Origin of the sequence: Arthrobacter crystallopoietes, from assembly GCF_017603825.1 — a bacterium.
In the GTDB taxonomy this organism is placed as follows: domain Bacteria; phylum Actinomycetota; class Actinomycetes; order Actinomycetales; family Micrococcaceae; genus Crystallibacter; species Crystallibacter crystallopoietes_B.
In genome coordinates this window covers 2,980,410-3,002,547 of the sequence record NZ_CP072014.1, presented here as the reverse complement: position 1 = coordinate 3,002,547, position 22,138 = coordinate 2,980,410, and the positions used below count along the sequence as shown (strand labels likewise).

At 63.6% G+C, this 22,138-nt stretch carries 16 protein-coding genes; 9 read left to right on the top strand and 7 right to left on the bottom strand.

The annotated features are described in order from the left end of the window. Positions 1 to 3 precede the first annotated feature (3 nt). Positions 4 to 1,584 (bottom strand): cytochrome ubiquinol oxidase subunit I, encoded by a 1,581-nt coding sequence (locus J5251_RS13740; RefSeq protein ID WP_208574262.1) that lies wholly within the window; start codon positions 1,582 to 1,584, stop codon positions 4 to 6. A gap of 194 nt (positions 1,585 to 1,778) precedes the next feature. Here J5251_RS13740 and J5251_RS13735 point away from each other — a divergent pair, with 194 nt between their 5' ends. Continuing rightward, positions 1,779 to 2,165 (top strand): BlaI/MecI/CopY family transcriptional regulator, encoded by a 387-nt coding sequence (locus J5251_RS13735; RefSeq protein ID WP_139003725.1) that lies wholly within the window; start codon positions 1,779 to 1,781, stop codon positions 2,163 to 2,165. A 6-nt stretch (positions 2,166 to 2,171) separates the two neighbouring features. Beyond that, a complete protein-coding gene (locus J5251_RS13730) occupies positions 2,172 to 3,125 on the top strand; it encodes a M56 family metallopeptidase (RefSeq protein WP_208574261.1) in 954 nt (317 codons plus the stop codon). A 66-nt stretch (positions 3,126 to 3,191) separates the two neighbouring features. On the opposite strand, the gene J5251_RS13725 is transcribed toward J5251_RS13730, so the two are convergent. Next, complete coding sequence (locus J5251_RS13725; RefSeq protein WP_139003727.1) at positions 3,192 to 5,303, bottom strand: DNA gyrase/topoisomerase IV subunit B; 2,112 nt, start codon at positions 5,301 to 5,303, stop codon at positions 3,192 to 3,194. A gap of 270 nt (positions 5,304 to 5,573) precedes the next feature. Between J5251_RS13725 and J5251_RS13720 the strand changes: the two genes are divergently transcribed. Next, positions 5,574 to 5,795 (top strand): DUF7455 domain-containing protein, encoded by a 222-nt coding sequence (locus J5251_RS13720; protein WP_074702574.1) that lies wholly within the window; start codon positions 5,574 to 5,576, stop codon positions 5,793 to 5,795. A gap of 98 nt (positions 5,796 to 5,893) precedes the next feature. On the opposite strand, the gene J5251_RS13715 is transcribed toward J5251_RS13720, so the two are convergent. The 4 genes from J5251_RS13715 to J5251_RS13700 form a co-directional block, all read right to left on the bottom strand. Further along, entirely contained in the window at positions 5,894 to 7,132 is a 1,239-nt protein-coding gene (locus J5251_RS13715; RefSeq protein WP_101632632.1) for an RNA polymerase sigma factor, read from the bottom strand. A 317-nt stretch (positions 7,133 to 7,449) separates the two neighbouring features. Continuing rightward, a complete protein-coding gene (locus J5251_RS13710; protein WP_208574260.1) occupies positions 7,450 to 8,655 on the bottom strand; it encodes a DUF4192 domain-containing protein in 1,206 nt (401 codons plus the stop codon). Positions 8,656 to 8,813: 158 nt separating this feature from the next. Continuing rightward, positions 8,814 to 10,166 (bottom strand): MFS transporter, encoded by a 1,353-nt coding sequence (locus J5251_RS13705; RefSeq protein WP_208574259.1) that lies wholly within the window; start codon positions 10,164 to 10,166, stop codon positions 8,814 to 8,816. Between the two features lie 51 nt (positions 10,167 to 10,217). Next, positions 10,218 to 11,165, bottom strand: coding sequence for a proteasome assembly chaperone family protein (locus J5251_RS13700; protein ID WP_139003730.1), 948 nt, complete (start codon positions 11,163 to 11,165; stop codon positions 10,218 to 10,220). A 264-nt stretch (positions 11,166 to 11,429) separates the two neighbouring features. Between J5251_RS13700 and J5251_RS13695 the strand changes: the two genes are divergently transcribed. The 5 genes from J5251_RS13695 (at position 11,430) to J5251_RS13675 (ending at position 17,601) form a co-directional block, all read left to right on the top strand. Then, complete coding sequence (locus J5251_RS13695; RefSeq protein ID WP_208574258.1) at positions 11,430 to 12,959, top strand: leucyl aminopeptidase; 1,530 nt, start codon at positions 11,430 to 11,432, stop codon at positions 12,957 to 12,959. A 209-nt stretch (positions 12,960 to 13,168) separates the two neighbouring features. After that, positions 13,169 to 14,551: a dihydrolipoyl dehydrogenase gene (gene lpdA / locus J5251_RS13690; protein WP_208574257.1), complete on the top strand. Its 1,383-nt coding sequence runs from the start codon at positions 13,169 to 13,171 to the stop codon at positions 14,549 to 14,551. A 120-nt stretch (positions 14,552 to 14,671) separates the two neighbouring features. Further along, a complete protein-coding gene (gene sucB, locus J5251_RS13685) occupies positions 14,672 to 16,429 on the top strand; it encodes a 2-oxoglutarate dehydrogenase, E2 component, dihydrolipoamide succinyltransferase (RefSeq protein WP_208574256.1) in 1,758 nt (585 codons plus the stop codon). A gap of 172 nt (positions 16,430 to 16,601) precedes the next feature. After that, entirely contained in the window at positions 16,602 to 16,952 is a 351-nt protein-coding gene (locus J5251_RS13680; protein ID WP_139003734.1) for a hypothetical protein, read from the top strand. A 217-nt stretch (positions 16,953 to 17,169) separates the two neighbouring features. Then, entirely contained in the window at positions 17,170 to 17,601 is a 432-nt protein-coding gene (locus J5251_RS13675; protein ID WP_139003735.1) for an OsmC family peroxiredoxin, read from the top strand. 78 nt (positions 17,602 to 17,679) lie between these two features. Here the strand turns inward: J5251_RS13675 and J5251_RS13670 are convergent, their stop codons facing one another. Next, positions 17,680 to 21,132 carry a S41 family peptidase gene (locus J5251_RS13670; protein ID WP_208574255.1) on the bottom strand — a complete coding sequence of 1,151 codons (3,453 nt, stop codon included), beginning with the start codon at positions 21,130 to 21,132 and terminating at the stop codon, positions 17,680 to 17,682. A gap of 91 nt (positions 21,133 to 21,223) precedes the next feature. On the opposite strand from J5251_RS13670, the gene J5251_RS13665 reads away from it, so the two are divergent. Next, positions 21,224 to 22,126: a TIGR01777 family oxidoreductase gene (locus J5251_RS13665; protein ID WP_208574254.1), complete on the top strand. Its 903-nt coding sequence runs from the start codon at positions 21,224 to 21,226 to the stop codon at positions 22,124 to 22,126. The last annotated feature ends 12 nt before the right edge of the window (positions 22,127 to 22,138 follow it).

Genomic DNA, 22,138 nt, shown 5'->3' with positions numbered 1-22,138 from the left:
TCCTCAGTAAGCAAAGGCGAGCACATCGTCGTCGTCCTTCCGCTCGCCGCTGCCTTCGTCGCCGTCTTTGTCTTCGTGCAGCAGCTCGGGCATGGCTGACGGCACCCCGCCACGGCAATAGGCGAAGAGCAGCTTCACTTCCACCACCAGCAGCACGCCGTAGACCAGGGCGAAAGCCGACAGCGAGAAGACGAGCTCGGCCAGCGAGACGCCCGGCGAGACCGCAGCCGCCGTGAACATGAAGACATTGTCGACGCCGTCCGGATCAGGGTTGGGTGCGACAACGAAAGGCTGGCGGCCCATTTCCGTAAAAATCCAGCCGGCCGAGTTGGCGCCGAACGGGGCCAGGATTCCGAACACAGCCAGGCGCATCAGCCACTTGGATTCCGGCACGGTGCCGCGGCGGACGATCCACAGCGCAACCAGTGCGGCGCCCGCCGCCAGCATGCCGAAGGTAATCATCATCCGGAAACCCCAGTAGGTGACCTCCATGACCGGGACATAGTCAATCTCAGCTCCGGCGCGCTCACCGTAGATCGGGTTGTCCGGCAAATGTGTCCCGAATTTTTCCTGGTACTCGGGCAGCAGCGAATTGATCCCGCGGATGTCGGTAGTGAAATCACCGTTGGCCAGGAAAGACAGCAGCCCCGGCAGTTCGACAACTGCAACCAGGTCATCGCAACTGTTGGAGCCTAGATCGCCCACAGAGAGGATCGAGAAACCCGTCCCGTCGTGGCACGCTGCCTCGGCCGCAGCCATCTTCATTGGCTGCTGCTCGAACATGAGCTTGGACTGCAGGTCGCCGGTCAGGGCAACTCCGCCGAACGAAACCATAGCGACGACGGCGCCGATCCGCAGGGAGCGCAGCCAGACTTTATGATCCGCGGCGTCGCGGCCGATGGCAGGCCTGGAGCCCACGATGACCTTGCCGTCGGCACCCACGGTATCGATCCCGTCGCGGCGGCGCTTCCACAGGTGGTACCAGCTAATGCCGAGCAGGAAGCTACCGGCCACGGAGAACGCTCCGAAAAGGGTGTGCGGGTAGGCCACCAGCAGCGTGTTGTTGGTGAGGACGGCCCAGATATCGACCATCACCGGACGGCCGTCGATCATTTCGACGCCGACTGGGTGCTGCATCCAGGAGTTGGCCGCGAGGATGAAGTAGGCCGAGCCCATGGTGGCCAGCGATGCAGCCCAGATGCTCAGCAGGTGGATGGCTTTAGGCAGCCGGCCCCAGCCGAAGATCCACAGGCCCAGGAAGATCGACTCGACGAAGAAGGCCAGCAGCGATTCCAGCGCCAGCGGAGCACCGAAGACATCTCCGACGAAGCGGCTGTACTCACTCCACGCCATGCCGAACTGGAATTCCTGCACCAGGCCGGTGGCCACACCCATAATAAAGTTGATCAGGAAAAGTTTGCCCCAGAACTTCGTCATCCGCAGGTACTGGTCCTTGCCGGTCCGGCACCAGGCCGTCTGCATGACGGCAACCACTAGACCGAGACCGATAGTCAACGGCACCATCAGGAAGTGGTAGACGGTGGTGATGCCGAATTGCCAGCGGGCGATTTCCAGGGCTTCCACGATAAATACCCCTTCGGGACGAGCCGGCACAGGCTAAGGCGTCGGCGGGAAACATTTCTACAAGCCGTAGAAATACAACTTTCTACGTAGTGTAGAACAATTTCTACAAACGCGGTAAATTAGAGAGTGAGACCACATCCCGGCGGCCCGAGCCGCCGGGGCGAGCAGCTAGTTTGGTAGGACGAAGGAAATACATGGCAACTCTTGGGGAGCTGGAACGCGCGGTTATGGACCTGCTGTGGCAGGCCGACTCAGAAAATCCAGCGGAGATCGCTTTTACCGCAAACGCCCTGCGTGACCGTCTGGCACGGAAAACGGATACAAGCCCGGACGGCAAGGAACTGGCAGTAACAACTGTCCTCACTGTGTTGTCCCGCCTGGAGAAGAAGGGCCTGGTACAGCGTGAACGGGACATCCGTCCGCACCGCTACCGGGCAGTGACCAGCCGTGAGGAACACACTGTTGAGTTGATGAACGAGGTGCTTGGATCGGCGCCGGACCGTGAGGCCGTGCTCGCCAAATTCATTGGCAGCGTTTCCGAGCAGGAAGCCGAAACCCTGCGTAAGTTGCTGACTGCGTAGCCCTTAGTGTTCTGGGCCTCGTACCTCTTGGCCGCCATGGCGGTCATTTTGGCGTGGCCGGTGCCGGTTTTGCTCGCCCGGGCAAAGTGGACGGCACGGGCACCGGTCACGGCCCTGGTACTGTGGCAAGCCATCGCGCTGGCCGGCGGGCTCTCCATGATCGGCGCCATGCTGACCTGGGGGCTGGAACCGCTGGGCGAGAACCTCCTCGCGGGGCTCCAAGGTCTGGCAGAGCTGCTGGTCAGTTACGCGCCGGCACCAGGCCTGGATCTGGTCCATGTCTTCGCGCTCAGCGCTGCTCTGCTGCTGGGCGTCCATCTGGTCTTTACCCTGCTGCTGACCTATTACCGGATCCGCAAGCAACGAAACAAGCACCGTGACCTGCTGAACCTGCTCAGTTCTCCAGTCGAAAACTCTCCCAAGACCCTGGTGATCAGCCATCCCGCACCCGTGGCGTATTGCCTCCCCGGCGGAGCTGGCTCCGTTACAGTTCTCTCGGAAGGCCTGCTGGAGCTGCTCCGGCCCGAAGAGCTCGAAGCGGTTCTGAACCATGAGCGCGCCCATCTGAACCAGCGCCACGACCTGCTGCTGTGGGCCTTTGCTGCCTGGCGCTCCGCGCTCCCCTGGCTGCCAACATCGCAGCTCGCGCAGCGAGCCGTCAACGAACTGATCGAGATGCTCGCGGATGACGGGGCACTCAGAACCTCGAACAGGGAAACCTTGATCCGTGCCGTTGCCGTGGTGGCTAGCGGCGAACGGCCAACCGGCGTCGGCGCTCCGGCCAAAGAGTTGCTGACCCCGGAGGAGTCCGAGGCCCTGAGCACTGCCCACCGGCTGCACCGGCTATTGTCGCCATCGCCGCCCCTGGGCAAGCCGGCGCAAGCACTGGTGCTGGGTTGCTCGGCCTTGCTGCTGGCCGTGCCGACCGTCCTGCTCCTGGCCCCGGGGCTGGCCGGGTAGCAGCAGAACGGTGGCTCCGCTCCAGCTTGCCTGCAAGCGGCTTCCCCGCTGCAGGCCTGGCTTTCGTTAGGCGTCGATCCGCTCTCGGTCCAGCATGGCTGCACCGGCAACAATGAACTCCTTGCGAGGCGCCACGTCCGAGCCCATCAGCAGGTCAAAAGCACGCTCGGCAGCTTCGGCATGCTCAATGCCGACACGCCGCAGGGTCCGGTGCCGCGGGTCCATAGTCGTTTCGGCCAGCTGGTCGGCGTCCATTTCGCCCAAGCCCTTGTACCGCTGGATCGGCTCCTTGTAGTTCCGCCCGCTCTTCTCCAGTTCCGCCAACAGACGCTGCAGTTCATTCTCCGAGTACGTATAGATAAGCTCGTTGGCCTTTGAGCCGTGATTGATGACTTCCACCCGGTGCAACGGCGGTACCGCGGCGTACACGCGGCCGGCTTCCACCAGCGGGCGCATGTAGCGGAAGAAAAGCGTCAGCAACAGCGTACGGATATGCGCACCGTCGACGTCCGCGTCGGTCATCAGAATGACCTTGCCGTAACGTGCGGCGTCAAGCTGGAAGCTGCGGCCCGAACCGGCGCCCACCACCTGGATCAACGCGGCGCACTCGGCGTTGGCAAGCATGTCGCCCACCGAGGCCTTCTGGACGTTAAGAATCTTGCCGCGGATCGGCAGCAGCGCCTGATGGTCCGAGGAACGGGCCAGCCGGGCCGTCCCCAAGGCGCTGTCACCTTCGACGATGAACAGCTCGGAGCGCGCCACATCGTCTGTACGGCAATCCAGCAGTTTCGCCGGCATCGAGGACGTTTCCAGGGCGTTCTTACGCCGCTGCGTTTCCTTGTGCACGCGCGCGGAGATCCGCGACTTCATCTCGCTGACAACCTTTTCCAGCAGCAGCGCAGACTGGGCCTTGTCTCCCCTTGCCGTGGAGGTAAGCTTCGATTGGATTTCCTTTTCCACCACCCGCGAGACGATATTACGGACGGCAGAAGTACCCAGGATTTCCTTGGTCTGCCCCTCGAACTGCGGTTCGGCGAGCCGCACGGTCAGCACGGCGGTCAGACCTGCGAAGACGTCATCCTTTTCGATCTTGTCATTGCCGGCCTTGAGCTTGCGCGAATTGGCTTCAATGACCTTGCGGAAGGTTTTCAGAAGGGCCTGTTCGAAACCGGCCTGGTGTGTCCCGCCCTTCGGCGTGGCGATAATGTTGACGAAGCTGCGGACGCTTGTGTCATAGCCAATCCCCCAGCGAAGGGCGATGTCTACCTCGCAGTCCCGTTCAACCTCCGCCATCCGGCTGTGGCCCTTATCGTCCAGCACCGGCACGTTTTCCTTGAATTTGCCGGAACCGTGGACACGCCAAATATCGGTGACCGCGCTGTCGTTGGAAAGATACTCGACAAACTCGGCGATCCCGCCGTCGTGCTGGAAGACCTCTTCAATCGGCCCGTTTTCTCCGGGTGTACCGGGCAATCGGCGTTCGTCGCGGAGGGTGACCCGAAGCCCGGGTACCAGGAAGGACGTCTGCCGCACGCGGGCCTGCAGTTCCTCATAGGAGAATTTGGCATCGGCGGTGAATATCTGGCGATCTGCCCAGTAGCGGATCCGTGTACCAGTGACGCCCCTCTTGGCTTTGCCCACGACTTCGAGCGTTGAGCTCTGCAGGAAAGGCTCGAACTTCGAATCGGGGCTGGGGCGTTTGCCCGCGTCCGCGAAATGTCCGGGCTCCCCCCGACGGAAGGACATCTGGTAGGTCTTACCGCCGCGGTCCACCTGGACATCCAATCGGGAGGAAAGCGCATTGACCACGCTGGCGCCGACCCCATGCAGACCGCCGGATGCTGTGTAGGAACCTCCGCCGAACTTTCCGCCGGCGTGCAACTTGGTGAAAACGACTTCGACGCCGGTCAGGCCGGTCCGCGGTTCAACGTCAACGGGGATGCCGCGGCCGTCATCGTGGATTTCCACGGACCCGTCCGGATGCAGGATGACTGTGATGCTCTGGCCGAATCCGGCCAAAGCCTCATCCACTGAGTTGTCGATAATTTCCCAGAGGCAGTGCATGAGTCCACGCGAGTCCGTGGACCCGATGTACATGCCTGGGCGCTTGCGGACCGCTTCCAGTCCCTCGAGAACGGAAAGATGGCGGGCTGTGTAATCGGAACTCGGTGGCGCCACTGAACTAGGAACTCCTTGGCCATACGAAAAGTGAACTTTCAAACGTCCCGGGGTTCCCCGGGCGGCCGCTTTGCAAAATAAAGGACCGATACTAGGCTAGTCCCCTTTAGCAGCACGGATGTGCACCTCTTCGGCCAGCGCGTCGGGGATCACAGCAGATCGTGCCCGTTACGTACATGTGATACGCGGTCAGCGAAAGTGATCTAAAGGTGTGAAGAAAACAGCCAAAGCAGTGGTTGTATGGACATACACATTTGTAAGGAGGTCGTCATGACAACAGCAGTAGCTACCCGAGAACTGACCGCAATGGACCGTTGTGATCGCTGCGGGGCCCAGGCCTACGTCCGAGTTGTGTTGGAGTCCTCCGGGGGAGAATTGCTTTTCTGCGGACACCACGCCCGCCAGCACGAACCGCAGTTGCGTTCCAAGGCTGCCGAATGGCAGGACGAGACCGGCAGGCTTCGCGAGACGCCCGCCATGGCTGCGGAATAGACTTCGGCAATTCCGCTGTCGCACAGCCGGTAACTGCATAGACAACAATGGCGCCGTCCCCTTTCGGGGGACGGCGCCATTGTTATTGGCCGTGGAGATTAGTCCAGGTAGTCGCGCAGCACCTGGGAACGAGACGGGTGGCGCAGCTTGGACATCGTCTTGGATTCAATCTGGCGGATGCGTTCCCGCGTCACGCCGTAGACCTTGCCGATTTCGTCTAAAGTCTTAGGCTGGCCATCGGTCAGGCCGAAGCGCATGGCAACGACGCCGGCCTCGCGCTCGGACAAGGTGTCCAGAACGGAGTGCAACTGCTCCTGCAGCAGGGTGAAGCTGACTGCGTCCGCCGGGACAACGGCCTCGGAGTCCTCGATCAGGTCACCGAACTCGGAGTCGCCGTCCTCGCCCAGCGGCGTGTGAAGGGAAATTGGCTCGCGGCCGTACTTCTGGACCTCGACAACCTTTTCGGGCGTCATGTCCAGCTCCAGCGCCAGTTCCTCCGGCGTAGGCTCGCGGCCCAAGTCCTGCAACATCTGCCGTTGTACACGGGCAAGCTTGTTGATGACCTCGACCATGTGCACGGGAATACGGATGGTACGGGCCTGGTCGGCCATGGCTCGGGTAATAGCTTGGCGGATCCACCAGGTGGCGTAGGTCGAGAACTTGAAGCCCTTGGTGTAGTCGAACTTCTCCACAGCACGGATCAGGCCGAGGTTGCCTTCCTGGATCAGGTCCAGGAAGAGCATGCCGCGGCCAGTGTAACGCTTGGCCAGCGAAACGACCAGACGAAGGTTGGCTTCAAGCAAGTGGTTCTTCGCACGCTTGCCGTCGTGGACAATCTGCTCCAGATCACGGCGAAGGCGCGTTTCCATGCTGCCGTCGTCCTTGGCCAGCTTCTCTTCGGCGAAAAGCCCGGCCTCGATGCGCAGCGCGAGATCGACTTCCTGCTCTGCGTTCAGCAGGGCGACTTTACCGATCTGCTTCAGATAGTCCTTGACCGGATCCGCAGTAGCTCCGGCCGAAACTACCTGCTGGGCGGGAGCATCATCGTCGTCGGCGTCGGAGTAGACGAAGCCGCCTTCTTTGCCAGCAGGCTTTGCGGTTTCGTCAGCTTCGTCGGCTTCGTCGATAACGTCCGGCTCGGCGTCCTCATCCTCGACGTCAACGTCAGTCTGGTCCTCAGCGGCTTTTGTGGTCTTCTTAGCTGCGGGGCCCTTCTTGGCTGCGGCTGCACCTGGCTTGCGACCGCGGCGCTTGGGCGCGGCGGGAGAGGCAGAAGTCGTCGTGGCGGTAGCAGTCTCCTCCACGGGAACTGCAGCAGTCTTCTTCTCAGGTGACACAGAGAACCTTTCATACGGGCGGTCTGTGATGATACCTGCGGGTAACACCACTATGACCCTGTCAAGTCCGTGTTTGATTTCAAGCAAAAGCCACAGATGCAGGGTCTGCGATACATAACCTGCTCTGCGCCGCGTGTATTCCCATACTGGTCATACCCACTTGCAACACGAACCCGACCGGGTCTCGATTCCCATTGTCTCACGTTTTCACCCCGCTGGTGAACGGACATTTGCCTCCTCGCCTGTGTTGCCGCGCCTGTGTGGAGATGGCGGGGCGCCAGGGCTCAGCTGTCTTTCACTGGGGCTCGCGATGCCCGTCAGGCAGCTCGGTCCGCTGACCCGGACCAGGATGAGTCGCGGTCCGTAGCCCAAACAGGCAGGGTGCCGGTCGCGACGAAGTCACGGAGCAGCCGGGCAAGGCTGTAGTCCGGGAACTCCTGCAGAACCATTTCCAGTGTCTCGTGCGCCATGGATCCGCGGCCGCGAGCCCATTCAATCCACGCCAGCAGAGTTCCGGCTGCTGCCTTGGATTGTCCCGCCGATCCGCAATAAAGGCCGACCAGCAGATTCGCTGCCCGGTCCACCCTGGCCCATTGCGGGGCCTGGGAGGAATTGCCGAGCAGCACGGCATCGAAGATGCGCCGGTATGCATCCAAAGTCTTACCCGGTTTCCACGTCGCGTAGGGAATCGGGCCCGTCGGACGGACATCGATTCCGGGCGGTTCGGTACCGGTCAGCACTCCGCTGCTCACAGCACCTCCGTAAGCAGCGTCCAGTCCGCGGCAAATCAGCACGATCACGGCGTCGCGGACATGAAACGAAGTCAGGCTCGCGAGCAGGAAAGGGATCCGCTCCGGACCGGGCTCGGAACGGATGGCTGTGTCCCAACAGAGCAGGGCCCGTCGGAACACCTCAGGTGCATGCCAGCTTCCCTCAAGAATCCGGAGGATTTCGCTGCTCTCACTGAACATTGCATCTGCAGTCTTCGCGGCGGCGGATTCGGACCGGCGGCGAGCGACGGCTTGACCCACGGACAGGGCGACGCTGCTCCCCCGGAAAATCATCTCCGCGTTGATGGTGCTTGAGGCGATACGCTCCACCGGCTGGCCGCCGGCCGGGCAGCAATCCGGCCCCTTGCAGTGGAGGCACCGGAAATACTCCGGCCCCACAACCCACCCGTCCCGGACGGGCAGTCCAGCGCCATCGAGAGCGGTCAGGAGCAAATCCAAAAGGGTCTCATGTGGGGGAAACTGCGCGCACCCTTCTAAGGCATCGGTGTACAACACCAGCAGCGAGCTGTCCGCCCGACTGTCCTTGCGAAGGTAAGCGGTGGCTGCGTCGGCAAAACGCGCCAGTTCATCTTCGCCGCTGTCCTTCGGCAGGTCCACGCGAAGGGTAGCCCCCAGCCGTTTGCCGTTCAGGGACAGCAGCACCAGGCTTTGCCGGGGTTGGAACTCCAGAGCGTGGGGTATGTAGCCAAGGATGTCTTCTGGCCGGGACACATGAATTGTTTGTTTGTTCATTCCACTAATCTGGCCGGGCCTGATGCCGACGGACAGAGCCCCACGGCGCGATGTGGAGCAGTCGGCGCCAAGGCACGCTTGTGGAGGAAGAGCCGTGCGAATCGTACGCAGGTCGCACACAAGAGCTGTTGGATCACATCCGGCGGTGTTGTCCTGCTTTAACGCCGGCCCGCGCCGGCATCACGGCGGCGGTCCCGGCGTTGTTTGCGCAGCCGGCGCTGTCGGGCCAATGCCACCCTGAGCGGCGGCACATCCTGGCCCTCCGCAGCCATTTTGGCCCTGACCCTCCTGCGGATGAACAGGATGGCTGCCGTGCCGCCGCCCAGGAACAGGAACTGGACGCTCAGGGCGATACGGAACGAGTCCAGGGCGTAGAGCTCCCCCTGTGAGAAACCGCTGGCATAAAGAGCATCCAGCGCCACTCCGACGCAGAACATCACGAGTAGCGCCGAGACAAAACCGCCGACGTTGACGATTCCGGTTGCTGTGCCCGCCCGGCTGACCGGGTTGAAGGTCCGGGCGAAGTCGAACGCGATCATTGAACCCGGACCCCCGATCGCCAGGATGAGAACCAGCACCACCAGCAGCCAGAAAGGTGCCCTTCCGGGATACAGCAACACGGCCAGCCAGACGGCTGCCGTCGCGGCAATGATCAGCAATACGAGCGAGGAACGGCGGAGCGGATGGCGGGCAACCCACCGTCCGAAAAACGGGCCGCTGCACAGTGCCACAGCCACGAAAACAGTCATCAGCGCCGAAGCTGCAGCCGGTTCCAGTCCCTGACCGGAAACGAGGAAGGGAAATCCCCAGGTCAGAATAAAGACGTTCCCGGCAAACTGAACCGTGAAATGCGACCAAAGCCCCAGCTGCGTTCCCGGTTGTTTCCACGCCTGTGCCAGTGAGACACCGGTCTGCCGAAGTGTGGGCGGCAGGTCCTGCTCCACCCCGGAGGGGACATTGCGGATGACAGTCGCGGCAAGAATGACGGACAGAACCGAGAGAGCGGCCACTGAGAGGAAGGCTGTCTGCCAGCCCTGCAGATTCAGCAAGGCTACGAATGGAATAACGCTGAGCAGCTGGCCCAACTGCCCGAACTGCCCGGTGAGCTGGGTGAGCAATGGGATACGTCTTCCGCTGAACCAGATCGGCAGCAGCCGCAGCACCGAGACAAAGGTCATCGCGTCACCTGCTCCCACCAGCAGACGGCCGGCCAGCCCTTCCGGAATGGAGGAAGCAAATGCGAGCTGGATCTGGCCGGCACACATTAGAACTGCACCTCCGGTGATCATGAACCGGGGTCCAAACCTGTCCACCATGAGACCCACGGGGATCTGCAGGCCCGCGTAGACCAGGAGCTGGACCACGGTGAACGTGGAAAGCGCCGCCGCGGTGGCATCAAAGCGTTCGGTGGCGTGCAAGCCGGCGACGCCGAAGGAGGTGCGTTGGGTGATGGCGACGAGGTAGGCAAAGACGCCCGTTCCCCATATCCACCAGGCGCGCCGCGTATCCATGCCTCTCATTATTGGCGCCTCCCGGACGGAAGACTAATTAGCGAACGAGCCTCAGCCTGTGGAGTCCGCACCCGGTTCAGGGCCGCGGTGGGTATCCGCAAGGCCGGCGAGGAAGGCTTCCACTTCGGCGCCCAGCTCTTCGGCGTCCGGAAGCTCGTCGTTGTCCTTGGTCAGCAGGGAGCGACGCGTCTCGTTTTCGGCATACTTGTCATAGCGCTTTTCAAGTTTGCTAACCACGTGCTGGACTTCGACAGATTCATCAACCTGACGCGCTATTTGAGCCTCCACATCACGGCCGGTCTCGCGCAACCGGTCGGTCGGGAGGACCAACGAGGCAGCCGCGCCCAGATACTCCATCGCCGTCACAGCAGCCTGCGGATACTCCGCCTCGGCCAGATAATGCGGGACGTGGACGGAATAACCCGCGACATCATGTCCGGCTTCGATCAACCGAACCTCCAGCAGGGGGCCAATGGCTGCCTGCAACTGGGCGGTTGGTTTCCAGGCCGTAATACCGTCAATGAGCTCCGGCCGGTTTCCATGGACCGTCACGCCGAGCGGACGGGTGTGGGGCACGGGCATCGGAAGTGCCTGCACCCACGTCACCAGCCGGACCTCAAGCCTTTCCACCAGGGAAATCACTGCCCGGGTGAAGCGTTCCCACTGCAAATCCGGCTCGGCGCCGGTCAGGAAGAGAAACGGCTGGCCCATGCCGTCATGCAACCGGTACAGCTCGATCTTCGGGCGCTCGTAGTCCGTGAAGTGGTCGCCCACGAAGGAAATCTGCGGCCGCTGGCTGCGGTAGTCGATGAGCTGGTCCGCATCGAAGGACGCAATGAGTTCTGAGTCCAACTGCTCCAGCAGTTCGTCCGCGAGTTGGGAAACGACATGGCCGGCTTCGGCAATTCCGGTAAACCCCATGACCAGGTTGAGACCACGCAATTCCGGCGAACCGATCAGTTCGGCATTTGTGCTGAACAATGAATTAGCATCGAGCATCCTGTCCTCCGTTCTGATGGTCGGCTTGGGCGCACACTGGCGCAACTATCTTTAGTATCAGCGCTCCCGCTGGCGAAATAATTCCGGTGGCTCAGCCCACGCGGCCGGACCCGGAACCTGCCCGCATCGGATCAGCGCCGTTCCGTCAGGTTCCGGTGCATCAAAGCCCCTACGGACTACTGTAGACACAACGCTACAAATGGACGCATCGGCCGGGGTCGGCCCCGGTGGACTCCTACTCAAGACAAGTGAGGTCAGCACTTCGTGATCAGAACCACCGAGCCCAGGATCAATGCCACGGCCAAGGACGTCCGGAAGATCCAGTGCGATGCACTGGTGGTGGGGGTGGCCCAAGACACGTCCGGGCCGGTCCTGGTGGGCAGCCCGTTCCACGGCAAAGCGGCCCAGGCGCTGAACGACTCCCTGACGGTCCTCGGCATAACGGGTGCCACCGATGAAGTCCGCAGACTGCCTGGCCTCCCGGAGCTCAATGCCGAGGTCCTGGTCCTGACCGGTCTGGGGAAAATGGAGCAGGGTGTCCCCCTGTCCGCCGAAACCCTGCGCCGGGCCGCCGGATCAGCGGTGCGCCAGTTAGGCGGGATCTCAAGTGTCGCCCTTGCCCTGCCCGCCGAGACACCGGCCGCCGCGGCTGCCGTGGCAGAAGGCGCGGCATTAGGCGCTTACTCATACAACGAACACCGCAGTGCCTCCGCGTCCGGGAAGCGGCCCGAACATGTCGATACGGTCACCCTGCTGAGTCCGGTGGCCGGCGAAAAGAGCGTGACAGCAGCCGTCAAACGTGCGCAGATCATCGGCCGTGCGGTCAACGCCACGCGCACCCTGGTCAATCAGCCGCCGAGCCACCTGTACCCGGAAACGTTCGCCGATGCAGCCGCGGTGCTGGCGAAGGATCTCCCGGTGAAGGTAACGGTGCTGGATGAGAAAAAACTGGAAAGCGAGGGCTTCGGCGGGCTCGTGGGCGTCGGCAAGGGCTCTGCCCGTCCGCCGCGCATGGTCAAGGTGGAGTACTCCCCTGCGCGGGCCAAGATTAAGCTGGCCTTCGTCGGCAAAGGCATCACCTTCGACTCCGGCGGTCTGTCGCTCAAGCCGGCCAACGGCATGGTGACGATGAAGTGCGATATGGCGGGTGCCGCCGTCGTACTTAACGCTTTACTGGCCATTGCCGAACTGGGCCTGCCGGTCAAGGTCACTGCCTGGCTGTGCCTGGCCGAGAATATGCCCTCGGGGCACGCCCAGCGGCCCTCGGACGTCATGACGGTGTACGGCGGCAAGACGGTCGAGATCCTCAACACCGACGCCGAAGGCCGGCTCGTGATGGCCGATGGCCTCGCTGCGGCGAGCGAGGAGGCACCGGATGCGCTGATCGACGTTGCCACGCTGACCGGTGCACAGATGGTTGCGCTCGGCAGCCGGGTTTCCGCCGTCATGGGCGACGACGGTGTACGGGACGCGGTCAAGGCTGCCGCGGACCGTGCGGGCGAGCTGTTCTGGCCGATGCCCCTGCCCGAGGAACTGCGTTCCAGCCTGGATTCGCCGGTGGCCGATCTGGCCAACATGGGCGAAAAATTCGGCGGCATGCTCACGGCGGCAATCTTCCTGCGCGAATTCGTCGGCGAGGTCAACGGCGAAAAGATTCCATGGGCGCACCTGGACATCGCAGGCCCCGCATTCAACGAGGGCGCGGCCTACGGCTACACGCCAAAGGAAGGTACCGGCGTCGCGGTCCGGACGCTGGTAGCTTATGCGGAAGACGTGGTGGCAAGAGCCCATTAAACGGGTCACCTTGATAGGCGTCACCCTGCTGCTATCCGTCAATCACATGGTGGAGTGAATCCGCGCACATTGTGGTCCGGATTCACCTTCACCGAGTAGATGATGGTAGCTGGGTGACGCTAAGGTGATCAGAAAACACCTAGAAATCACTTCACCCAATCAAAGTCGACGTGCAGACGCACGTCCTGACACCCCGAGGGAGCGTTCACGTGGCCGATTCGGCAACTGCGCAAGAATTCGACATCCTGGTACTCGGCGGCGGCAGCGGTGGGTATGCCGCCGCTTTGCGTGCCGTACAGCTGGGTTTCACGGTAGGCCTGGTTGAAAAGGGCAAGCTGGGTGGTACCTGCCTGCACTGGGGCTGCATCCCGACGAAGGCGATGCTGCACGCGGCCGAACTGGCCGACCATGCCCGCGATTCCGCCAAGTACGGCGTGAACGTGACCCTGGATTCGATTGATATGGGTGCGGTCAAGGCTTACAAGGACGGCGTCGTTGCCGGCAAATTCAAGGGCCTTAGCGGACTCATCAAGATGAAGGGCATCACCGTCATTGAGGGTGAGGGCAAGCTCACCGGCAAAGACACCATTGAGGTCAATGGCACCACCTACACCGGCAAGAACATCATCCTCGCCACTGGCTCCTATTCGAAGACCCTGCCCGGCCTGGAAATCGGCGGCAAGGTTATCACCTCGGAGCAGGCCCTGGACATGACGGAACTGCCGAAGAAGGCAGTCATCCTCGGCGGCGGCGTCATCGGCGTCGAATTCGCATCCGTCTGGAAGTCGTTCGGCGTGGATGTCACCATCGTCGAAGGTCTGCCCTCCCTCGTTCCGAACGAGGACCCGTCCATCATCAAGGTCTTGGAGCGTTCCTTCAAGAAGCGCGGCATCAAGTTCAACACCGGCGTCTTCTTCGAAAAGGTAGAGCAGAACGACGACGGCGTTGTCGTCACCCTGGCCGACGGCAAGACTTTCGACGGCGACCTGCTGCTCGTGGCGGTTGGCCGCGGTGCCAGCACCTCGGGTCTGGGCTTCGAGGAAACCGGCCTGACCGTGGACCGCGGATTCGTCATCACCGACGAGCGCTGCCACACCGGCGTCGGCAACATCTACGCCGTCGGCGACATCGTTCCCGGTGTCCAGCTGGCCCACCGCGGATTCCAGCAGGGCATTTTCGTGGCCGAGGAAATCGCCGGCAACAACCCGGCGATCGTTGAAGACATCAACATTCCGAAGGTCACCTTCTGCGAGCCCGAGATCGCCTCCGTCGGGCTCAACCAGCCGCAGGCTGAAGAGAAGTTCGGCAAGGAGAACGTCGAAACCGCCGAGTACAACCTGGCCGGCAACGGCAAGAGCTCCATCCTCGGCACCAGCGGCATCATCAAGATGGTCCGTCAGAAGGATGGCCCCATCGTCGGCATGCACATGATCGGCGGCCGCATCGGCGAGCAGATCGGTGAAGCGCAGCTGATCGTGAGCTGGGAAGCCTACCCCGAGGACGTCGCTGCCTTGATCCATGCACACCCGACCCAGAACGAGGCCCTCGGAGAGGCCGCCATGGCCCTCGCCGGCCGCCCGCTTCACGGTTAGACAGACCCCCTGCTTGGTGCACTCCGCCCTGAGGCGGGGTGCACTAAGCTTCAAAACAAGATTCCCCAGCCCGACCAGAGCTGGACCGGAGAAAACAGATTTAAGGAGAACGGGGACGAAATGTCTGAAACCGTGAACTTGCCCGCCCTCGGTGAGAGTGTCACCGAAGGTACCGTTACCCGCTGGCTGAAGCAGGTCGGTGACCGGGTAGAAGTAGACGAGCCCCTGCTCGAAGTTTCCACCGACAAGGTTGATACCGAGATCCCGTCCCCGGTTGCGGGTGTCATCGAGGAAATCCTCGTCGCCGAAGACGAAACTGCCGACGTCGGCGCCGCGCTGGTCCGCATCGGCGACGGTTCGGGTTCCGGCGAGGCTGCCCCGGCCGAGGCCGCTCCGGCACAGGAAGCCCCGGCTCAGGAGGCACCCGCACAGGAAGCTCCCGCCGAAGAGGCTCCGGCGCAGGAAGCTGCTCCGGCTGCCGAATCCGGCGCCAAGGGCACGTCCGGCTCGGGCGAGGGCACCGAAGTTACGCTCCCCGCGCTGGGTGAGAGTGTCACCGAAGGCACCGTCACCCGCTGGCTTAAGCAGGTCGGCGAAGAGGTAGCCGTCGACGAACCGCTGCTTGAGGTCTCCACGGACAAGGTCGATACCGAAATCCCCTCCCCGGTAGCCGGTACGCTGCAGGAGATCCGGGTGAACGAGGACGAGACCGCGGAGGTCGGCTCCGTCCTCGCCGTCATCGGATCCCGCGCGGGCGCCCCCGCCAAGGCAGCTCCGGCAGAGGCAGAGCCTGTTGCCGCCGCACCCGCGCAGCAGCGCGAGGAGCCGGTAGAACAGCCCGCTCCGGCCAAGGAAGAAGCTCCGGCCGAGCAGGCTGCGCCCCCCGCTCCTGAAAAGGCACCGGCAGCCCCGGCCCAGGCCGAGGCTGCAGAAGGTGCCGGCGCCTCCGACGCCGGGTACGTGACTCCGCTGGTGCGCAAGCTGGCCAACCAGCACAGCATCGACCTGTCCTCCGTGAAGGGCACCGGTGTCGGCGGACGCATCCGCAAGCAGGACGTGCTCTCCGCCGCCGAGGCGGCCAATGCTCCTGCCGCAGCGGCCGCTCCATCGGCAGGCAAGGCAGCGGCCCCCGCTCCGGCTGCTGCCGGTGCCGGCAAGCGCGGCACAGTGGAGAAGGCACCGCGCATCCGCCAGGTCATTGCCCGCCGCATGCGCGAGTCGCTGGATGTTTCCACGCAGCTCACCCAGGTCCATGAAGTGGACATGACCAAGGTTGCCAAGCTTCGCGCCAAGGCCAAGAACTCCTTCCAGGAGCAGAACGGCGCGAAGCTGACCTTCCTGCCGTTCATCGCCAAGGCGGTCGCGGAAGCGCTCAAGCAGCACCCCAAGCTGAACGCCTCGTACGACGAAGAGAAGCAGGAAATCACCTACCACAACGCCGAGCACCTGGCGATCGCAGTGGACACCGACAAGGGTCTGCTCGTGCCGGTCATCAGCGACGCCGGAAACCTGAACTTGGCTGGCCTTGCCGGCAAGATCGCCGATGTTGCGGACCGCACGCGGACCAACAAGATCGGCCCGGACGAACTGTCCGGCGGCACGTTCAGCATCACCAACATCGGTAGCGTGGGTGCCCTGTTCGACACCCCGATCATCAACCAGCCGCAGGTAGGAATCCTCGGCACCGGTGCGATCGTCAAGCGCCCGGTCGTGGTCTCCGACGCCAATGGTGACGACTCGATCGCCATCCGCTCCATGATGTACCTGTCATTGACCTACGATCACCGCCTGGTCGACGGCGCCGATGCAGGCCGCTTCCTGCAGACACTGCGTACCCGTCTGGAAGAGGGCGCGTTCGAGGCTGACCTGGGTCTCTAACCAGATCCGGACAACGACGGCGGCGGGTGGCGTTCCAGCGAACGTCACCCGCCGCCGTCGTCGGCTTAACGGCACAATTGGGACCCAGTCGTACTACAGTTCGTAGAAAAATTGGCTCCTGCGGCTCCGTGGCACGGCGTATCCCCTGCTCAGAACCGATAAGCTAAATGCCATGGAGATCCTTTACAGCATTTTTGTCTTTCTGCACATCGTAGGTGCGGCCATGATCGTGGGCATCTGGATCGGCAACATGAAGAAGCCGACCGTCCACCCGCGCCAGTTCGACGGCGCCATGCTCCAACTGATCACCGGCGTCATCATGATGGGGCTCATCCCGGCTCTGGACATGGACGCCAACTACGTCAAGCTCGGCATCAAGCTCGTCATCGCCCTCGTTGTCGGTGTGCTGGCCTTCATCGGCCGCCGCAAGTACAAGGCCAACGAACCCATCTCGACCGGTCTGGCACATGCCGTGGGCGGTCTGGCCCTGCTCAATATCGCCCTCGCAACCCTCTGGAACTGATCCGCGGGGTTTATCCGACGGCCGGCCTCCCTTTGGGGTGCCGGCCGTTTGCATGCCGGTAGCAACTTTTTCCATTGCCCGTCGCTGCGTTCCAATCCGGACGCAACGTGGTGGCAAACGATTCTGCCGCCCCCTAGGATGAAGACGAAGGCACCGGCCCGTGGCCGCTGCCTGCACAGTAGGATCATCCGAATCAGTTCCGAACCAAGGAGTGCACATGGCTACAACCCGCTCGGCCCACACCGTATGGAAGGGCGACCTTTTCACCGGATCCGGCCAGACTTCCCTGGACACCTCCGGTCTCGGCACCTACGACGTGACGTGGGACGCCCGCGCGGAAAAGGCGGAAGGCAAGACCAGCCCGGAGGAACTCCTGGCCGCTGCCCACGCCACCTGCTATTCGATGCAGTTCAGCAACATGCTCAAGGAAAACGGCACCACCGCCGAGAGCATCAAGACGTCGGCCGCCGTTGACTTCGTACCGGGCACCGGGATCACCGAAATCCGCCTGACCGTGGACGCAACCGTCCCGGGCATCAGCAACGAAGACTTCCAGCGCCTGGCCACCGGTGCCAAGGACACCTGCCCGGTTTCGGGTGCACTGGCTTCGGTCCCCAGCATCACCATCGAAGCAACGTTGGCCAGCTAGCTGCCTGCTGCAACGCATTAACCGAAGGACCCCGGCGCTTACTTCGCACCGGGGTCCTTCAGTGTTTCAGCGCCGCCTTCAGCCGGCGTCCTGCGGGCGCCGCGGCAGCTTGCCTGGCCGCAGCGAACGATACCCGGACAACGCCGGCGGCCGGTCGGTCGGCAGTTCCTTCAGCATCTCTTTAAGGATCCCGACGCCGTGCTCCAATTGCGGGTCCTCCCCCGCGGCGTAGGCGTGCGGCGGATACGGCACCTCGATGTCCGGTTCGACTCCGTAGTTCTCCACGCTCCAGCCCACATCCTGCGTGAACCAGAAGGCATACCGCGGCTGGGTGACGCCGGTGCCGTCTGCCAGCGAGAACCGGCCGTCGATCCCTACTACGCCGCCCCATGTCCGCGTGCCGACCACCGGACCGATGCCTCGCAGTTTGGCGACCTGGGTAATGATGTCCCCGTCCGAACCGGCATATTCATCCGTAAGTACGACGACGGGGCCCCGCGGAGCGTGAGCCGGATACGTTCCCGGCTGCTCACCCCGGGCAAGGTTCCAGGCAGTTACCTTGCGTCCGATCAGCTCCGCCACGAGCTGGGAGGTATGTCCGCCCCGGTTGCTGCGTACGTCGACGATCAGCGCGTCCCTGGTGGTCTCCACATCCAGATCCCGGTGCAGCTGCGACCAGCCGCGGGCCACCATGTCGGGGATGTGCAGGTAGCCGAAGCCGCCACCGGAAGCCTCCCGCACGATCCGCCGGTTTCCGGCCACCCAGTTCTGGTACCGCAGCCGCTCTTCATCCGCTACCGGCACCACGGCGATCCGGCGCTGTTTGCCAGGTTCCTCCGTCCCGGCTCCGTTGATGATGGTCAGCTCCACCGTCTTGCCCGCGGCTCCCACCAGCAGCGGCCCCGGACCGCTGCGCCGGTCCACCGGAATGCCGTCCACGGCGGCGATGATGTCACCGTTCCTGACCCCGGCACCGGGTGCATTCAGAGGGGAACGTGCCAGCGGATCCGAGGACTCCCCGGCCAGGATGTTCTGCACGCTCCACCCGGCGTCGGTGCTGACGATGTCCGCGCCGAGGAGCCCTTGCCTGCCGGCCCCGGGCTCAGTAACGGGCGCGGGAGTTACGTAGGCGTGCGACGTGCCCAGCTCGCCGTGGAGCTCCCACAGCAAGTCCACCAAGTCATCGTGGGAGCCGAGGCGTTCCACCAACGGGCGGTACTGCTGGTAGACCCCGTCCCAGTCGAGACCGGCCATGTCCTCGGCCCAGAAGAAGTCCCGCTGCAGCCGCCAGGCTTCGTCGAAGGCCTGGCCCCACACCTTCAGCGGATCCAGCAGCAGGCGGATCCGGCTCAGGTCCACCTGGACGCTGTCCGGCGCGTCGTCTTCGACTTTGGCGGCCACCGGAACGGACCGGACCTGCTGTTTGTTCAGGTACACCAAATGTTTGCGGTCCCCCGACACGGCGTAGGATTCCAGCGCCGGTACCAACACGCTGACCTCGCGGCGTGAGATGTCGAACCGCTCCAGCCTGTTCGGCTGGTCCGGATCCTCCGCGGACGCCCGGCCCTCACCGGTGACCCCCGCAGCCTCCGTGGCCAGCCAAAGGAGTGCTCCGTCCACCGCGGCGAGGCTGCTGTAGCGGCCCTGCGGCACCGGAATGGGAATGATCCGCTCCGGCAACTGCAGCGGGTCGACCACGACCTGTGGAACTCCGGCCGGGGCATCAGGCTCCATGCCGACCTCCGCCGCCGGCTCGGGGACGGTGCCGTGGACCGCCGGGCCGAAAGGCGATGGCGTCGCGGAGTCCAGCGCCACCAGGAAAGGTTTAGTGGACTGCGGAAAGCTCAGGTCGAAGCTGTGCGTGTCGTAAACCGGGTCGAAGCTGCGCTCCGAGAGGAACGCCGCATATTTGCCGTCCGGGCTGAAGGCCGGCCCGTGGTCCCGGAAGCGCCCGTCGGTAATGTCCAGAACGCCGTCCCCACCGGAGGCGGAGACCTCCGCCAGCCTGAGTTTGGTCCGGCTGCCCTCGGACGATACGGGTTCGGTCCACATGAGCCACCGCGAATCAGGAGAAAAAACCACCTCATTGATCGCGCCATGGCCGGTCGAGGCTACTTCGCGCAGCTCGCCGGATTCGGCCTCGAGCACCAGGAGCTGGCCGAATTCCGTCGCCACGGCCGCCAGCTTGCCATCGGGGCTGGCAGAAATGGTGCTCACGCGCGTGGGGGCGGCAAAGTCGATGCGTCGAGTGCCGCTGACGCGGCTGCCTGCCTGCCCAGTAGGTGTTCCGCCGTCGTTCACTGGTTCATCCGTAGAAACGAACGACGCAGGCTGTGGGCCCGCCACCACGGTTGCAGCGGAGACAGGCCTGGGCAGGGCGGCGTCCGGTTCAGGCTCTGGCTTCTTGGGCTGCGCCGGCTCCCCCGCCGTGGCGGCCGGAAGGTCCTCGAACACCCGGCGAAGGTAGAGCGCCTCGACGCCGTCGTGGTCTGCGGCGTAAATCACCGTGTCGGCACCGAGCGGTCGGGCCAGCCTGGCACGGACGCCGGGGGTCGCTTCGACTACGCGCGAGGGTCCGTCGCGGTGGGTGAGCCAGTGGATGGTTCCATGGCTTTCCACAACCGAGGCCGTCCCATCCTGGTTGGGAACGGCGGCGGCCAGGTGCCGGGCAACGTCCAGCGGCCGTGGACGGCGCGAGGTCGACGCCGAACCAAGGCTGATGTCCAGCTTCTTGGGTTCATCACCGAGCGACTCCACCAGCCACAGTTCGCCAGCGGATTCATACACTATCCGCTGTCCGTCGGTGGAAGCGTGGCGGACGTAGAACTCCTCGTGATCGGTATGCCGGCGCAGGCCGGACCCGTCCGGCGCGATGGAATAGAGGTTGCCGTAGCCTTCATGGTCGCTGAGGAAGGCAACGCGGCCGCCGATCCACATGGGGTCGGTCAGGCTGCCGTCCAGGTCCGCCGCCAGACGCTGGAATTCCCCCGAACCATCCCGGTCAATCCAGAGTTTGCCAGCGGTTCCACCGCAGTAGCGCTTCCACCAGGCCGGCTCGCGGGAGAGCACGCTGCCGATCGCCACGGGACGCTCGTCACCGACAACCGGACCGAAGGCAATCGAATCGACCGGGCCGAACTTCAGCACCTTGGCGACGGAGCCGTCCAACGGCACCGCGTGCGCCCAGGTATGGCGGGATTCTTCACGCTGGTGGGCGCTGGTGACGATGACGTCGCCGGTGGCGGTAAAGCCCTTGACCCGGGTGGAGGCGTGGCCCCAGTAAGTCAGCTGCCTGAACCCGCCGCCATCCACGGCAGCTACGACGGCCTCGGGTGCACTGCCCTGCACCACGCTCCACGCAATATGCCCGCCGTCGGGCGAAAAACGCGGGTTCCGGGCGGGAAGCCCCAGCGACGAAATCCGCCAGGCCCGGCCGCCCTGCAGCGGTGCCACCCACACATCGTCCTCGGCCACAAAGGTGACCAGCTCGGCGTGGACGTGCGGATAGCGGAAGTAACTCGATGAGGTCATGCTTCGATCTTAACCATCTCCCTTCGGCAGACAGGTCGTTGACTTGCCGCAGGCCGTTCCCCAACTGGTTATTCGATGATGTGATGGGCAGATGAAGATCCTCATTTCCGGCGCGTCCGGCCTGATCGGCAAGGCGCTGGCCGGACACTTGGTTTCCTCCGGACACCGAGTCGGCCGGCTGGTCCGCCGCCCACCGCGCGGCGAGGGTGAATTCGAATGGGATCCGGCGGCCGGCCGCCTGGATCCGAGAGTGGTCGCGGGCCACGATGCCGTAGTCAATCTGTCCGGTTCACCGCTGCGGGCCCGGCCCTGGACCAGGTCCTCGCGTGAGCAGTTGTATTCCTCCCGTGTTGCCAGCACCCGCACCCTCGCCGGAGCCATTAACCAACTGGAGACCCCTCCGAAGGTCTTTATCAGCCAGTCCGGTTCCGGAATCTACGGGGACCGCGGCGATGAGGTCCTTACGGAAGCATCCGCAGTCGGCAGTTCGCCCGTGATGGCGGATGTCTGCCAGCGTTGGGAAGAGGCGGCGTTGCAGGCCTCGTGTCCGACCATCGTCACCCGTACCGGCGTAGTGCTGACACCCCGTGGCGGAGCCCTGCCGCGGATGCTGCTGCCACTCAGATTGGGCTTAGGCGGCCCGCTCGGTAGCGGCCGGCAGTGGTGGCCGTGGATCACGATGGCGGATGAAGTACGAGCCTTGGCCTTCCTGCTCGAATCAGGGCTGTCCGGCCCCGTGAATGTGTGCGCGCCCGTCCCTGCCCAGGTCGACCGATTGGTCTCCGTCCTGGCAGCCGAACTGCACCGACCTGCGAAGTTCCGCGTCCCGCAGGAAGTGTTGACCACCGTTCTGCCCGGCTTGGCCGAGAACATCATCCTGGCAAGCCAACGCATGCTTCCGGAGCGTCTTGAGGCCGCGGGTTTCGAGTTCGACCAGGCCAACCCGCAAGTCGCTGTCCGTTGGATTCACGACGAGTTAGGCCGCCGCAGCTGAGCCCGCCCGCAC